Origin of the sequence: Paenibacillus sp. LjRoot153, from assembly GCF_964253085.1 — a bacterium.
In the GTDB taxonomy this organism is placed as follows: Bacteria; Bacillota; Bacilli; order Paenibacillales; family NBRC-103111; genus Paenibacillus_E.
The window spans coordinates 3,733,391-3,747,816 of the sequence record NZ_CAXUQH020000001.1 but is presented as its reverse complement, the minus strand read 5'-3'; the positions used below and the strand labels follow the sequence as shown (position 1 = coordinate 3,747,816).

The 14,426-nt window shown below is 46.8% G+C and carries 14 protein-coding genes; 1 reads left to right on the top strand and 13 read right to left on the bottom strand.

What is annotated here, in order from left to right; genetic code table 11:
* Positions 1–23: 23 nt before the first annotated feature.
* The 12 genes from smc to ACSQ8P_RS15765 all read right to left on the bottom strand — a co-directional run bounded on the left by smc (position 24) and on the right by ACSQ8P_RS15765 (position 12,482).
* Positions 24–3,599, bottom strand: a complete 3,576-nt coding sequence (smc, locus tag ACSQ8P_RS15820) for a chromosome segregation protein SMC (protein WP_436236043.1) — start codon at positions 3,597–3,599, stop codon at positions 24–26.
* 94 nt (positions 3,600–3,693) lie between these two features.
* Positions 3,694–4,395: a ribonuclease III gene (gene rnc, locus ACSQ8P_RS15815; RefSeq protein ID WP_436236042.1), complete on the bottom strand. Its 702-nt coding sequence runs from the start codon at positions 4,393–4,395 to the stop codon at positions 3,694–3,696.
* Between the two features lie 60 nt (positions 4,396–4,455).
* Positions 4,456–5,691 carry a beta-ketoacyl-ACP synthase II gene (fabF, locus tag ACSQ8P_RS15810; protein WP_436236041.1) on the bottom strand — a complete coding sequence of 412 codons (1,236 nt, stop codon included), beginning with the start codon at positions 5,689–5,691 and terminating at the stop codon, positions 4,456–4,458.
* Between the two features lie 92 nt (positions 5,692–5,783).
* Positions 5,784–6,017 (bottom strand): acyl carrier protein, encoded by a 234-nt coding sequence (gene acpP, locus ACSQ8P_RS15805; RefSeq protein WP_028558238.1) that lies wholly within the window; start codon positions 6,015–6,017, stop codon positions 5,784–5,786.
* Between the two features lie 85 nt (positions 6,018–6,102).
* On the bottom strand, positions 6,103–6,843 hold the full coding sequence (gene fabG / locus ACSQ8P_RS15800) for a 3-oxoacyl-[acyl-carrier-protein] reductase (RefSeq protein WP_056625525.1): 741 nt from the start codon (positions 6,841–6,843) through the stop codon (positions 6,103–6,105).
* On the bottom strand, positions 6,830–7,780 hold the full coding sequence (gene fabD / locus ACSQ8P_RS15795) for an ACP S-malonyltransferase (protein WP_436236040.1): 951 nt from the start codon (positions 7,778–7,780) through the stop codon (positions 6,830–6,832). Before fabD ends, fabG begins: the two co-directional genes overlap by 14 nt.
* A 68-nt stretch (positions 7,781–7,848) precedes the next feature.
* On the bottom strand, positions 7,849–8,835 hold the full coding sequence (locus ACSQ8P_RS15790) for a beta-ketoacyl-ACP synthase III (protein WP_436236039.1): 987 nt from the start codon (positions 8,833–8,835) through the stop codon (positions 7,849–7,851).
* Positions 8,832–9,836 (bottom strand): phosphate acyltransferase PlsX, encoded by a 1,005-nt coding sequence (gene plsX / locus ACSQ8P_RS15785; protein ID WP_436236038.1) that lies wholly within the window; start codon positions 9,834–9,836, stop codon positions 8,832–8,834. The genes ACSQ8P_RS15790 and plsX overlap by 4 nt, the downstream gene beginning before the upstream one ends.
* Positions 9,820–10,434: a transcription factor FapR gene (fapR, locus tag ACSQ8P_RS15780; RefSeq protein WP_164483581.1), complete on the bottom strand. Its 615-nt coding sequence runs from the start codon at positions 10,432–10,434 to the stop codon at positions 9,820–9,822. Before fapR ends, plsX begins: the two co-directional genes overlap by 17 nt.
* Before the next feature lie 118 nt (positions 10,435–10,552).
* Complete coding sequence (gene rpmF / locus ACSQ8P_RS15775) at positions 10,553–10,726, bottom strand: 50S ribosomal protein L32 (protein ID WP_056624823.1); 174 nt, start codon at positions 10,724–10,726, stop codon at positions 10,553–10,555.
* Positions 10,727–10,763: 37 nt separating this feature from the next.
* Positions 10,764–11,273 carry a YceD family protein gene (locus tag ACSQ8P_RS15770; RefSeq protein WP_436236037.1) on the bottom strand — a complete coding sequence of 170 codons (510 nt, stop codon included), beginning with the start codon at positions 11,271–11,273 and terminating at the stop codon, positions 10,764–10,766.
* An 87-nt stretch (positions 11,274–11,360) separates the two neighbouring features.
* Positions 11,361–12,482 carry a SepM family pheromone-processing serine protease gene (locus ACSQ8P_RS15765; protein ID WP_436236036.1) on the bottom strand — a complete coding sequence of 374 codons (1,122 nt, stop codon included), beginning with the start codon at positions 12,480–12,482 and terminating at the stop codon, positions 11,361–11,363.
* Between the two features lie 122 nt (positions 12,483–12,604).
* Between ACSQ8P_RS15765 and ACSQ8P_RS15760 the strand changes: the two genes are divergently transcribed.
* Complete coding sequence (locus tag ACSQ8P_RS15760; protein WP_436236035.1) at positions 12,605–13,876, top strand: nucleoside recognition domain-containing protein; 1,272 nt, start codon at positions 12,605–12,607, stop codon at positions 13,874–13,876.
* 36 nt (positions 13,877–13,912) lie between these two features.
* Here the strand turns inward: ACSQ8P_RS15760 and coaD are convergent, their stop codons facing one another.
* Positions 13,913–14,425, bottom strand: a complete 513-nt coding sequence (gene coaD / locus ACSQ8P_RS15755; protein WP_414813329.1) for a pantetheine-phosphate adenylyltransferase — start codon at positions 14,423–14,425, stop codon at positions 13,913–13,915.
* Position 14,426: the final 1 nt, after the last annotated feature.

The window sequence follows — 14,426 nt, the reverse complement described above, 5'->3', positions numbered from 1 at the left end:
AAATATATCCCCTATTTCTATTCTTATGACGCCGTCATCGTAGCTTCTTCGTCTTCTAGTCGAACCGATACAAGCTTAGAAACGCCGCCTTCTTGCATGGTGACGCCATACAACACATCTGCTTCTTCCATCGTTCCTTTACGGTGTGTAACAACGATAAATTGCGTCATTTCCGAAAATTCTCGCAAATACTCGGCAAAACGAGATACGTTCGCCTCGTCTAACGCGGCTTCTACCTCATCCAGTACGCAGAATGGCACTGGTTTTACACGAATAATGGAGAACAAGAGAGCAATCGCAGTCAATGCACGTTCGCCACCAGATAGCAATTGCAGGTTTTGCAGCTTTTTGCCTGGCGGCTGAGCCACAATCTCAATACCCGTGTCGAGCATGTTCTCAGGCTCCGACAGAATTAAATCTGCGCGGCCACCACCGAATAGCTTCGCAAAGACAACCCCAAAATGGGAGCGAATTGCATCGAACGTCGTTTTAAAGCGTTTGGACATTTCTTGATCCATCTCACGAATGACTTGGTACAAGGTTGTTTTCGCTTCGATCAAATCATCCTTCTGCGAACTCAAGAACTCAAAGCGTTCAGATACACGCGCGTACTCCTCAATTGCACCGAGGTTCACATCACCTAGCGATGTTATTTCTCGTTTCAACTCGCGTACTTTACTCTGTGTTCCCTGAATATCCTCAGGTACGGGATAACGCATTTTCGCCAGCTCGTAGCTAAGCTCATATTCTTCGGCAAGCTTTTTGAGCAGATTCTCAAGCTCCACATCTAATCGCGTCACGCGAACCTCGGTTTGATGAAGATTTTCTTCCACTTGCTTCAGCTGGATACGCTGCGTACGTGTCTCATTTTCGCCGAGTTCGAGCTTCTGTAACCAGTCCATACGCTCTGCACGCTTGAACTCGATACTTTCGGAGCATTGCTGCTTCTTAAGCTTCAAATCATTTAAGAGCTCAATTTGCAGGACAGTTTCTTGTTCAAGTGTTGCCATATCACTTTCTAACTGAGTTAATAGGCCGCGATTGACTTCTATCTCACGCTCCACATCACTTAGATCCTGTTGTAAACGTCTTTGTTGATCTTGAAGGGATTGCTTCTCTTGTGAAGTCGATGCCACTTTCACCTTCAAATCTGTCAATTGGCTTTGCAGCTCTTCTTTTTCGGATTCACTTGCTTTACGTGAGCTCTCGGCATCACGAATCGCTTGTTGAAGCGAAGCTTCCTCTTCTTGAAGCTGTGCGAGAGTTGCTTCGCTTTCGACCTTCTTGCGGCTAAAATCAGTTCGTTCACCCATGAGCGCGCCTCTGTCTTGGCTATCCAACGTCAACTGCTCTTCAACTGTACGGCTTTCCGATTCCAGCGGATTCAATTCCGCGCGAATTTGCTGCTCCGTAATGCGCTGCTGCTCACCCAGTTGTCGAAGCTGTTCGACCTTCAGCATTTCATCGGTAATTTCTCGCTTCAATGAGCTGGATTGACTTCTCAGACCACTAAGCTGCTCCTCAGATGTTGCGATCTCAGCATCAAGTTCTTCGATTTGACGCTGACGCCCCAACAAATTCGTCGATTTCTTCTGTAAGCTTCCGCCCGTCATGGAACCACCTGGATTAACAACATCTCCTTCGAGCGTCACGACACGGTAGCGATACTGCGCTTTAGCCGCGATATGGTTAGCATCTTCTAGACTCTCAGCTACGACGACATTCCCTAATAGGCTGGAGAATATATTTGTATACGTCGAATCGAAAGAAACGAGATCAACTGCAATCCCAACAAAGCCCTTCGAGGCTTTCAACGTCTGACTCTCATGGTCAGATATCGAGCGTCCGCGAATAACATTCATCGGCAAGAAAGTAGCTCGTCCCATTTGACGACGCTTCAAGAAGGCAATCGCCTCACGACCATCTGCTTCTGTCTCAACGATAATATTTTGCAGGGCACCACCTAGTGCTGTCTCAATGGCAATTTCCACATTTGCAGGCACTTTGACAAGCTCAGCAACCGCACCTCGAATACCGCGCAAATCTTTGCGTGTTTTCGCTTTAAGTACTTCCTTAACACCTTGTTGGAAGCCATCATAATCATTGGCCATTTCTTTCATGGTGTCGCGGCGGGAAATTAACGCATCGAGCTTTTGCTCCCATTTCCGCACCATCGACTGCGCTTCATCGAGCAACCCTTGCTTGCTCTTTAACGCTTGGGTAAATTGGACGTAGTCCTGCCTTGCTTTCTCAATGTCCCCTACTGTCTCTTGCAGTTTAGCTGTAAGCTCCTGCTTGCGTCGTGTTATACTCTCTCGCTGATCCGCCCACTTCTGACGTTCCTCATCAAGTCTTTCCAATCGGCGCCCGATGCTTTCAATTTGCTGCTCGGCGTAGCGAATTTCATTGCGTGACTGTGCCATACGGTTGAGGGTTTCCAACAATTCACCCTTCAATTGCTCTTCAGGCGAAGAACTGATGCCTCCGCTTACCCCTTGTAAGCGCTGTTCCTCAGCGGTTAGCTTGGCTTGGAATTCGAACAACTGCGCACCGATGTGAATGATTTTATCACGCTGTTCGCTCAAATCTGCTTCTTTATCTAGTTTTCGCTGCTCTTGCATAGCGATTGTGGTGCTTAGTTGCTGATGATTCGTCACATAGTTCTTCTTCCGTTCTTTGAGAACCTCACCGTGACCCTCACACTTCTCGAATTCCTCACTCAGACCTAACAAACTCTCTTGCAGCGTTTCTAATTCCTCTTCCAGCCTTCGCGTTTCCCAACGATGCTTTTCCAAATGCGCATCATGTTGGTTTACAATTGTAGACAGCTCCGTTTGCTCTTTCGTTAACTTCTCCAGCAGCTGTGTAGCGTCATTCCAAGCTACATAAATCTGATCGATCTGATGGACATACATTGAGATCTCGCTACTCTTGAGCGTTTCCTTCAATTCTTTAAAACGAATCGCTTTCTCCGCCTGATCTCGAAGTGGCTCAACTTGATCCTCGAGCTCTGAGACTAAATCATGAATCCGCAGCAAATTCTGCTCGGTATCGTTTAATTTCTTCTCTGCTTCGCGCTTTCGTGATTTATATTTAACAATCCCCGAAGCTTCTTCAAAGATGCCTCGACGATCTTCCGATTTCGTACTCAAAATTTCTTCAATTCGCCCTTGGCCAATAATGGAATACGCTTCTTTCCCGATACCGGTGTCCATGAACAATTCCGTGATATCTTTCAAGCGACAAGGTTGTTTATTGATCAAATATTCACTATCGCCATTACGATGTACTCTACGCGTCACCGTCACTTCGTTAAAGTCAAGCGGAAGCGATTGCGAAGAATTATCTAATGTGAGCGAGACTTCCCCATAATTCACTGCACGACGTGCATCGCTGCCAGCGAAAATAACATCTTCCATTTTACCGCCACGCAAGGATTTCGCGCTCTGTTCTCCTAACACCCAACGGATCCCGTCCGAGATATTACTCTTTCCACTCCCGTTAGGACCTACAACCGCGGTTATGCCTCGTACAAATTCGAGTTCCGTCCGATCCGCGAATGATTTAAATCCGGATAATTCGATCCGTTTCAAAAACATGGTCTCACCTCAAAAAGTATTGTAACATATCGTCTATCAAAATAAGAGAAAAAAACAAAAAAGGCAGCAGCTGCCGCCTCTTCTGGTTTTTCCACTATCGTAGTACGGTTACGTTTAATTTGGACAGTGCACCAGCAGCAGCCTGCTGTTCCGCCTCTTTCTTAGAACGACCTGCACCGGTTCCCAGAAGCTCGCCATCCATGTGCACTTCTGCAACGAACTCTCGCTCATGTGCAGGCCCACGTTCATTCACAATCCGGTATTCCAAGGAACCCATATTATGATGTTGGGTATGCTCTTGCAATTGCGTCTTGTAGTCAATCACAAGCAACTTGCCCTCACTGGAAATTTTGGCAAACACATGCTTCTGAAGAAACGTTTTTACCGTATCCAATCCTTGGTCTAGATATAAAGCGCCAACAAAGGATTCGAACACATCTGCCAACAGTGCTGGCCGAGAGCGTCCTCCCGTCAACTCTTCCCCTTTGCCTAGTAAGACAAAGGAACCAAAATCCAAATCTTCGGCAAATGTCACGAGCGACGGCTCGCAGACAATAGATGCCCTCAGCTTCGTTAATTCACCTTCTGAACGCCCAGGATAAGATTCATATAAAAATTCCGAAACTGTTAATTCAAGTACGGCATCTCCAAGAAACTCAAGCCGTTCGTTATCTTTATGTCCAGCAATACGGTGTTCATTCACATAGGAAGAGTGTGTGAATGCTTGCTTCAGCAGCTCCATTTTGCGAAACGAAACACCTAACTGATTCTGTAAATCCTTAATTTCACGGTTCACGTCGTACTTCACCACCCGGAGAAAATGATATTCCGTTATCTTTCGTCGCAGGCATGGTAATTATGCTTGAAATTTTTTCATGATGATCGTTGCATTGTGACCACCGAAACCGAAGGAGTTCGACATCGCAATACTTACGTTCGCTTCACGCGCTTTGTTTGGCACATAATCCAAATCACACTCAGGATCTTGATTGTCCAAATTGATTGTCGGGGCAATAAGGCTATTGGCAATTGTTAATCCACAAATGACAGCTTCCACACCGCCGGCAGCGCCAAGTAAATGACCTGTCATGGATTTCGTCGAGCTAACAGCAACCTTGTAGGCATGCTCGCCTAGCGCTTTCTTAATGGCAATGGTTTCTGATTTATCACCTACAGGCGTCGATGTGCCGTGAGCATTAATGTAAGAAATGGCGTCAGGCGTAATTCCTGCGTCCTTGATCGCTTTCACCATACAACGCGCAGCGCCATCTGGGTCTGGATCTGTCATGTGATAAGCGTCGCCGCTCATGCCGTAGCCGATAACTTCTGCGTAGATGCGTGCGCCACGCTTCTGAGCATGCTCAAGTGACTCCAGAATGAGTACACCAGCACCTTCACCCATAACAAAGCCATCGCGACCTGTATCAAACGGACGACTTGCCAAATGCGGCTCTTCATTGCGAGTTGACATCGCACGCAGTGCGCAGAAACCTGCTACACCAATCGGCGTAATCGTCGCTTCAGCACCACCGCAAATCATCACGTCTGCGTCACCACGTTGAATCATTTTGAAAGAGTCACCAATGGAGTGCGTCCCTGTTGCACAAGCTGTTACAGCTGTGGAGTTCGGCCCTTTCGCACCTGTGACCATGGATACATGGCCAGATGCCATGTTCGCAATCATCATCGGAATAAAGAAAGGAGAAACACGTTTAGGACCCTTTTCTAACAAAATCCGATGCTGCTCTTCCCATGTATTCAAACCGCCTATGCCTGATCCAACTGAAACGCCTACGCGCTCCGGATCAGTATCTTCATTCACATTCAAGTTCGCGTCCTTAAGTGCATTTAAAGCACCAGCAACTGCGAATTGAACGAAACGGTCCATCCGGCGAGATTCTTTGCGATCCACATAGTTCTCAATATTAAAATCTTTGATTTCGGCCGCAATCCGTGTTGGGTATTCGCTTACATCAAAGTTCTCAATCATACCAACGCCTGATTTACCTGAAGACAGGTTTCCCCAGAATGTTTCTAAATCTTGACCAAGGGCAGTAACTACGCCCATCCCTGTAATTACAACTCTGTTCATTTGTACCACCTTCTATGTAGTCATTCATATTTTTTTATTATTGAGAATGGAGAGAAGTCCCGTCTTTATTAGAAACGGGACTCTGTAGACTATTACGTATGAGATTTTATGTAATTCGTAACTTCTCCTACTGTCGTAATCTTCTCAGCATCTTCATCTGAAATTTCTAAATCGAACTCATCTTCTAATTCCATTACTAATTCAACTACATCGAGAGAATCAGCACCTAGGTCTTCTTTGAAAGATGCTTCGAGGGTGACTTCAGCTTCATCAACCCCTAGACGATCGACTACAATTCGTTTAACACGATCCAATACGTCGGACATCCGGTTCACCTCCTCATTTGGTATTATACGAGAATCTTTGACAGATTGCCAGTAGACAATTTTGAGATTCTCATTTTCCAGAAACTTACATGTACATTCCGCCGTCTACATGGAGAGTTTGCCCTGTCATGTAAGAGGCATCGTCAGATGCTAAGAAGCGAACTACCTTTGCAATTTCCTCTGGCTGCCCAAGGCGTTCCAGCGGGATTTGCTTCAGCATGTGTTCACGCATCTCAGCAGACAATTTGTCTGTCATATCGGTTTCAATAAAGCCTGGCGCAACCGCGTTCACGGTAATGCCACGCGAGGAAAGCTCTCTCGCTGTAGCCTTCGTAAGGCCGATTACACCTGCTTTTGCTGCTACATAGTTGGCCTGACCCGGGTTACCGAGCACACCAACTACAGAAGATATATTGATAATTCGACCGAAGCGCTGCTTCATCATCGGACGTGTAACGGCTTTGACACAGTTGAACACGCCTTTGAGATTCGTCGCGATCACTTGATCGAATTCTTCTTCTTTCATTCGCATGATTAAATTGTCTCTTGTTATGCCCGCATTATTCACGAGAATATCAATTTTGCCAAAAACTTCTAGCGTTTGCTTCACAAGGTCGTCAGATTCCTGATAGCTGCTTACGTCTGCACGCAATTTAATCGCTTTGCGGCCCATCGCTTCAATCGCAGCTACAACCTCACCAGCAGCAGCTTCACTACCTGCGTAGTTGACCACAACATCGGCCCCATGCTCGGCCAAATGCAAAGCAATCGCACGGCCAATGCCACGTGAAGCTCCTGTGACTAGCGCCACTTTACCCGTTAACATGATTGTGCACCTCCTGCGTGTACTTGTCCAGCGCCTCAAGGCTGCCAATCGACACGGTTTTCACCGTTTTGTCGACTTTTTTGATCAGACCGGCAAGCACGGTTCCCGAGCCCAGCTCGATGAATGTATCTACGCCTTGGCTGATCAGGTACGTGATCGTGTCTTCCCAAAGGACAGGGGAATACACCTGCTCCACCAGCAAGCCGCGAATATCACTCGGCTGAGTCACAGGACGAGCCGTTACGTTGGCTACAACGGGTACAGCAGCATCGCTCATTTTGATGGACGCAAGCACCTCAGCGAGGCGCTCCGAGGCTGGTTTCATGAGGGAAGAGTGAAACGGCCCGCTCACTTCAAGCGGGATGGCACGCTTCGCGCCAGCTTCCTTGCAGCGTTCGACAACCGCTGCAACGCCTTCCTTACTGCCCGAGACGACAATCTGTCCCGGGCAGTTCACATTGGCGAGCTCCACGACGGAGCCGCCGCTTGTAATTGCCGTGCAAAGCTCCGCCAGCGCTCCGCGCTCGGCTCCCAGCACGGCTGCCATGGCACCCAGGCCGCCTGGGACGGCCTGTTCCATGAACTCGCCGCGTGCGCGCACGGTGCGGACCGCGTCTTCGAACGCGAGCACGCCGGCTGCGACGAGCGCGCTGTACTCACCCAGACTATGTCCTGCGACATAGTCGGGAGTGATGCCAGCAGCCTTGAACGCCTCCAGACAAGCGATGCTTGTCGTTAGCAGCGCCGGCTGTGTGTGGTATGTGATCTTCAGTTGGTCCTCTGGACCTTGGAAGATCAGATCTGACAAGGAAAAACCTAGCGCTTCATTCGCGCGGTCGAAATAGTCCTTGGCAGCTGGCAACGCGTTGTACAGGTCTTGTCCCATACCAACGGATTGAGAGCCTTGGCCCGGAAATACAAATGCTATTTTACCCATACGAGAAAAGGATCCCCTTCCACGATATATTCAGTCATTTTTACACATACATAAGTTCATCAAACTAACTACCAAACTAAAGCTGTCGCACCCCAAGTGAGTCCGCCGCCAAATCCAACTAAGATAAGCCGATCACCTTCGTTTAGTCTGCCTTGTTCGGAAGCTTCTGCTAATGCAACCGGAATGGAAGCAGCTGACATATTACCGTACTTGTCCAAGTTAATCATACATTTGTCTTCCGACAATTCCAAACGATTCAGCGAGGATTGAATAATTCGCATATTGGCTTGGTGAGGTACAAGCAGATCAATATCTGTTTTCTCCCAGCCCGCTTTGCGAAGAGCTTCATCCGCTGCATTTCCCATAATGCGAACTGCAAATTTGAAAACCTCAGCGCCCGCCATGTAGATGTAATGCAAACGTTGGTCAAGAGAGTTCTGGGAAGCTGGATTTCGGGAACCGCCCCCCTCAATTTTCAGAAGAGGACCTCCGGTACCGTCAGCGCCTAATTCGAAGGATTTGAAGCCTCTTTCTTCCGGTACTTCGCCAATAACAACTGCGCCCGCTCCATCTCCAAATAGAATGCAGGTATTGCGGTCCGTGTAATCGGTAATTTTGGACAAACAATCTGCGCCAATGACAAGCGCGTATTTATATGTACCAGTTGCGATGAAATTAGCGGCATTCGCTAGTCCATAGACGAAACCTGAACAAGCTGCTGATAAATCGAACGCCGCTGCTTTCTTCGCTCCCAGCTTCTCTTGAAGAATACATGCTGTTGATGGAAATGACATATCCGGTGTAATCGTTGCTACGATGATCAAATCGAGTTGATCTGCTGTGATCCCTGCATTTGACAGCGCTACTACGGAAGCTTCATAGCAGAGATCAGACGTAGCTTGTCCTTCTGCTGCGATTCTTCTTTCACGGATGCCTGTTCGAGATACGATCCACTCATCATTCGTTTCCACCATGGTTTCTAGCTCTTGATTCGTTAAAATGCGTTCTGGTACATATTTACCCGTTCCGAGTACCCCAACTGGTATTAAGTTCATGTTGTTATATCTCGCTTCCCGCGGCTAATTTCGGCAGATATGGTGCCAACCAAATCATTTTGTAACGCGATTCTTGCTTGACGTACGGCATTCTTAATGGCATTTGCGTCGGAAGAACCGTGACTTTTGAGGACTAGTCCATCAATGCCTAAAAAGGGTGCTGCACCATGTTCATTATAATCCAGCTTCTTACGGAATTGCGTCAACCCTGGTTTCAAAACGGCTGCTGCAAGCTTGGTGAATATGGATTTCGTAAATTCCTGCTTTAAAGCTGAGAATATGGCGGACGCAGCGCCCTCCAATGTTTTCAACATAATATTTCCAGCAAATCCATCGCAAACAATGACGTCACATTGCGCGCGCAGCACCTGCGAGGACTCCACATTACCCACAAAATAAATCGGAGCTTGTTCCAATAAAGGATATGCTGTTTTGGTTAATTCATTCCCTTTGGTCGATTCCGTCCCTACATTCAACAATCCTACGCGAGGTTTATCAACACCATGCACTTTGGAACGATAAATGCTGCCCATAATCGCATATTGAATTAATTGCTCTGGGGTTGCATCCATGTTCGCTCCCAAATCCAAGGCAAGCACACCATGACCGTCCATCGTCGGGATCATTGGTGCTAATGCTGGACGTTCAATACCAGGAATTCTTCCTACAATAAGCAATCCAGTCGTCATTAGTGCTCCAGTATTGCCCGCAGAAATCATAGCTTCTGCTTCTTTCTCCCGAACTAGTCTTCCTGCCACAACCATAGAAGCGTCTTTTTTCCGACGAACCGCTTTAACCGGCTCATCTTCGGCTTCAATGACTTCTTCCGAATGTCGAATCGTTAGGTTATCCGGCCTCTCTGTGAGGTGAGCTTCTATCGCCGCGCTGTTACCGACTAGAATGATATGTACGTCCTTCCACTCTTTCGCCGCTGCGAGAGCACCCTCAACTACGATCTTAGGCGCATGATCTCCGCCCATTGCATCAATCGCGATCCGCATGGAGCTTGTCCTCCCTATCTAGATGTTGCTCTTTCTTCGAATGAAAGATGACAAAGTTGCCTCGAAACACCGTCTCTTCGCCCACATAAGTGAACACCTCTACACGTGCTTTCCCTTTGGAAACAGACCGCACATAGGCTTTGGCGACACACTTCTCTCCTAGCTTTACTGAGCGAACAAATCGGATATCAGCCGAAGCTGTTAAAGCAATCGGATCGTCGATGACAGCAACAGCCAACGAGTTGGCTTGTGAGAAAATATGATGTCCTCTGGCAATTTTGGTTCTGGAAAAAATATGGTCTTCTTTAATTTCAAAAATCGAAATACCGCTCTGATCCAACTGTAAGTCAATGACTTCCCCAATAACTTCATCAATTGGAAGTGAACGTACAGGATCATACGTTTTGACGGCCATATGCTTCATACGTTCCCGCAATTCAGGAATACCGAGTTCTAATCGATCCAATCGGACAGTTTGGATACTAACCCCAAACGTTCGCATCAATTCCTCATCCGTCATAAAGGGGTTCGCTTCAATGGCCTGCAACAGCTGCTGCTGCCTTTGTCGTTTAGGAAGGCGTTCGATGGTAAGCACCACCTTATCTCGTGAGATCTCATCTTATTACCAGATACTAAACTGTAGTATATTAAATTTACAACCAAAAAGAAAGCAAAAAAAATAGCACCTCACCTAGGATGAAGTACTATGTCCAATCTTATGCTTTTACGATCTCTCTGCTTTTGTAAGTTCCGCAAGACTTGCACACGTGGTGTGCTAGCTTCAGTTCTGCACATTGTTCACATTTCACCATGCCTGGAACTTCCAATTTAAAGTGAGTACGGCGCTTGTCACGACGAGTTTTGGACGTTCTTCTTTGAGGTACTGCCATCTTCAAAACACCTCCTTATACGAATTTCGGCGTTGCCTTATTCTTTGTTAAAAAAGTCCGCGAGACCTGCAAGTCTAGGATCAATCTTGTCCTGCTTACAGCCGCAATCACGATCATTGCGATTTTCTCCGCACACGGGGCAGAGACCTTTGCACGCTTCGTCACAAAGTGGTATGTACGGTAAACCAACCACTACATTCTCTATAACGTAAGGCTCCAAATCTACTTTATCCCCAACCACCAGATGAATGTCCTCGTCTAGCTCTGGATCTTCTTCTTCCGGCTTTTGCATGAAAACTTCCTTGAAAGGAAGTTTAATTGTTTGGTTCGTGTGCGTTAAGCAACGGGAACAGCTTAACTCCAAGTCTAGCGTTAACGTACCGTTAACTTTAACTAATCCTTCTTCATACTTTGCATGAAGATTCGCATGAACAGGTCCATGATTAAGAATGTCTTGACGACCCTCGAAAGGTTCTGTCAAATTCATAACTTCGCTCATAGGTACCGATTGTCCTTGCAGAGATAGCTCTCTAAAACGAATTTGCATGATATCACCCCAAACAAACAAAGATTATTATATCCATTATGCATACCTTTTGTCAATTTAAATAATATTATTTGGGCTTGATATGACTTATTTCGGAGGCAATGCTGCTAGATATTTCAAGGCATCTTCCATCGTGCCGATTTCGACAATTTTCATCTTGGTCTTGATTTGCTTCGCCCTTTTGACCGCATCCGAATAATTCTCGATCTTGGTCCCGTCTTTGTAGGTCATATTTTTGGGTGCAAAGAAAATTTCCGCCTTTTCCCGATCCGCGGCAATAATCTTGTGTTGAATACCGCCAATCGGCCCTACGGTGCCATCTGCTTCAATTGTTCCCGTTCCTGCAATACGATACCCCTTCGTAATATCCTCAGGTACAAGCTGATTGAATATCTCCAAAGAAAACATGAGGCCAGCTGAAGGACCTCCAATATCACCGGCTTTAATTGACACCTGCTGATCTTCCAAATCGGCTTTTACCGATTGCATTCCCGCTGGAACGACACCAATCCCTGCTCGCGGCACCGTTTCTCCCTCTTGAAGTGGCAGCGCACCCAACGTCAGCGTCGTCTGCATTTCTGTTTTCTTCCTAGCATACGTAATGGAGATGGTGTCTCCTGCTTTTTTGCCAGCGAGAGAGTCTAGTAGATCCTGCGCTACTTTCACCTCTTTGTCTCCGGCCTTCAAAAGCACATCACCCGGTTTAAGCACCTTCTCACCTGATAAACCTGGAACCGTTTGAAGGACCATCACACCCTCATGATCAATATGAAAAGGGACCTTGGCCTCCGTATAAGCTGCTTGGATCGCGCTGGCTTGTGAAGTTAGCATGACGTATTCCTGACGCTGTGAATACTCTTGCTCGGACTCTCCTTGCTTGAGAACAGCCTTTTTCGGCTGAATTTCTTCATACGGATGAACGAGTCCTACCAAGTAGTTCACCACATTGGCATCAGCTACGCGCACGGTAGTTAGCATGAGCTTCCCTTTTTCTAGGCCTGTGCTTTTGGAAATTGATACCATGGGCTTGATTTCTTCTGCAGTCCCTGGCATAAAAACAAAAAAGGGCAACCGCACAAAAAATAGCAAATATACAATGATGATCCCTACGAGCGCAGAAACTAAGTAACGTCTCGTCGCTGAGCTTCTCGGATATCGATATGAATCATTCGACCACGTACGTATCGTGCTCTCTTCTTCCTTATCCATACAGGTTCCCCTTTCCTGTTGCTTTCACTTGTTGTTTGGCCTACCTATTCTCGATGAAAGCTTGGTCTAATCGCCTGCCTACTTGCGTACAATGAAGCATGTTCGATGGACGAGGTGATGCTATGCCTAATGCAAGATTCCATGCCAAATTCACCACATTGGTATTGGGAGCTTTGGCTGGACTGGTCGTTATATCTGTCATTCTATTTCCCGACAAAGCTTTTCAGTCTTCTCTTGAAGGGCTGACTATTTGGTGGAAGCTCGTCTTTCCTGCCTTGATGCCTTTCCTTATTATGACCGAGCTATTGATCGGCTTCGGTGTCATCCAAGGCACAGGCGTGCTCCTAGAACCGCTAATGCGCGTCATTTTCCGCCTCCCCGGTGTTAGTGGCTGGGCATTGGCGTCAGGCTTTGTTGTAGGATTTCCAGCTGGAGCTAGAATTACTGCATCGCTACGCGAAAAAAACCTTCTTACACGCACAGAAACAGAGCGGTTAACAGCCCTCTCGCATGTGTGCAGTCCATTATTCCTTATCATGGTTATCGGGATTGGATTCCTTCATAACGCCAAGCTAGGGATCTTACTTGCGATTATTCATTATATTTCCGCTTTCGCAACAGGATTCTTGATGCGAAATAGCAAGCAAGCCATCGCTCCTCTTGAAGCGAAAACGCTAGTAACAAAACCGAAGGAAATGACTTCTATCGTGAGATCTGCCCTTATGGCCATGCGCCAAGCTTATTGGGAAGATGGACGCACTTTCGGTAAGCTTCTCGGAGATGCAGTAACCTCCGCTGTACAAACACTGATGTTGATTGGCGGATACATGATGATTTTTTCCGTGCTAATCAACGTTATCTCCATCACTCATTTTGCCGATATCCTTCGTCCCATCACACAATTTCTTCTTAGCTTCATGGGTATTTTCACAGATACTACACCGCAATGGATCAAAGGACTGATGGAAATTCACCTTGGTGCCTATGCTTTTAGCCAAGTAAATGATCTCTCGCTTCTGCCGCAAATGGCGCTGCTCAGTGCATTCCTCGGTTGGGGAGGTTTGTCCGCCCACGCACAGGTTGCTGGCTTCCATCAACAAACCGATGCTAGATATACGTTTTTCTTACAGTCCCGCGCGCTGCATGCTGTGCTCGCCCTATTCACTACAATTCTGCTCTGGAAACCATTGCAATTGCTCTTGCTAGATACAGAACCAAGTTTTCTTCGATTAGACTTAGCGACCAACTCAGCTGCCGCGGCACCCTTCCCCTTGAACGGGGAAACGGCATGGGGCCTATGGGGACCAATGCTGATGCAATTCCTTTTCATTTTAACCCTTATGCTGCTCGTTTCGGTTGGCCTGCGCTTGTTTCAGCGGAAAATGGTGAATTAACCAAACCGTAACTTGAAATTCCTTTCGATCTAGCTTCTAGGTCTGAGGGAATTTTTTGCGTAGTTCCTCTTCCACTTCTGCTGGTACCAGATCCTCAACAGGTCCATGGAATTTGGCAATCTCTTTCACGATGCTTGAGCTCAAATATGAAAACTGCGGCTTCGACGTCATAAAGAACGTTTCCACATCTGGGTTAAGCTTGTGATTGGTCGATGCCATTTGCAATTCATATTCAAAATCAGATACGGCCCGGAGTCCACGAACGATAAGTCTGACATTACGAGCTTTCATATAATTGACCATCAGATCCCGAAAACCATCGATCTCCACATTGGGAAGATCCGCTGTTACTTTGCGAAGCAGTTCCATGCGCTCTTCCAGGGTGAATAACGCATTTTTGGATGTATTGTTCAGCACCGCCACAATTAGTTTATCAAATACTTTTGCTGCTCTATGTATAATATCAAGATGACCGTAGGTAACCGGGTCAAAGCTACCTGGATATACCGCAACTGTAATACCATGTTCTTGCCTCATCATGCTGTTCATC

Excerpts from the sequence above, each read along its gene's own strand:
- smc (WP_436236043.1), bottom strand. The coding sequence starts at position 3,599 with ATGTTTTTGAAACGGATCGAATTATCCGGATTTAAATCATTCGCGGAT.
- fabF (WP_436236041.1), bottom strand. The coding sequence starts at position 5,691 with ATGAACAGAGTTGTAATTACAGGGATGGGCGTAGTTACTGCCCTTGGT.
- acpP (WP_028558238.1), bottom strand. The coding sequence starts at position 6,017 with ATGTCCGACGTATTGGATCGTGTTAAACGAATTGTAGTCGATCGTCTA.
- fabG (WP_056625525.1), bottom strand. The coding sequence starts at position 6,843 with ATGTTAACGGGTAAAGTGGCGCTAGTCACAGGAGCTTCACGTGGCATT.
- fabD (WP_436236040.1), bottom strand. The coding sequence starts at position 7,780 with ATGGGTAAAATAGCATTTGTATTTCCGGGCCAAGGCTCTCAATCCGTT.
- ACSQ8P_RS15790 (WP_436236039.1), bottom strand. The coding sequence starts at position 8,835 with ATGAACTTAATACCAGTTGGGGTACTCGGAACGGGTAAATATGTACCA.
- plsX (WP_436236038.1), bottom strand. The coding sequence starts at position 9,836 with ATGCGGATCGCGATTGATGCAATGGGCGGAGATCATGCGCCTAAGATC.
- rpmF (WP_056624823.1), bottom strand. The coding sequence starts at position 10,726 with ATGGCAGTACCTCAAAGAAGAACGTCCAAAACTCGTCGTGACAAGCGC.
- ACSQ8P_RS15770 (WP_436236037.1), bottom strand. The coding sequence starts at position 11,273 with ATGCAAATTCGTTTTAGAGAGCTATCTCTGCAAGGACAATCGGTACCT.
- ACSQ8P_RS15765 (WP_436236036.1), bottom strand. The coding sequence starts at position 12,482 with ATGGATAAGGAAGAAGAGAGCACGATACGTACGTGGTCGAATGATTCA.
- ACSQ8P_RS15760 (WP_436236035.1), top strand. The coding sequence starts at position 12,605 with ATGCCTAATGCAAGATTCCATGCCAAATTCACCACATTGGTATTGGGA.
- coaD (WP_414813329.1), bottom strand. The coding sequence starts at position 14,425 with ATGAACAGCATGATGAGGCAAGAACATGGTATTACAGTTGCGGTATAT.